General features: G+C 55.8%; 1 pseudogene. It reads right to left on the minus strand.

The features are described 5' to 3' along the window. Positions 1–101: 101 nt before the first annotated feature. Positions 102–312, minus strand: a pseudogene (locus tag FDX22_RS30500) (methyl-accepting chemotaxis protein); the annotation flags it as partial.

Below are 312 nucleotides of genomic sequence, written 5' to 3' on the forward strand. Positions count from 1 at the left end.
ACAAACTCAGCCATACTCCGGCTCCCGACGTGTTAACTACGTTAAGTGTAGCCTGGAGTTATCCGGGTGCAGACGATGCCCCCGGATACTTTACGTGGGGGTCAGGCCGCTGAAGGCTCCGGCAATTTGAAGGAGGAAACCAGTAGCGCTAATTGTTCTGCCTCTTCTTTCAGTACCTGGGTTCGCGTGGCGGCATCATCAATCAACGATGCGTTTTGCTGCACGGTGCTGTCCATTTCGGTGACGGCGAGCGTGACTTCGGAAACGCCCTTACGTTGCTCGTCACCCGCGACACGGATTTCCCCCATCAGT

Source organism: Citrobacter sp. TBCS-14 (assembly GCF_005280805.1).
Classification (GTDB): domain Bacteria; phylum Pseudomonadota; class Gammaproteobacteria; order Enterobacterales; family Enterobacteriaceae; genus Citrobacter; species Citrobacter gillenii.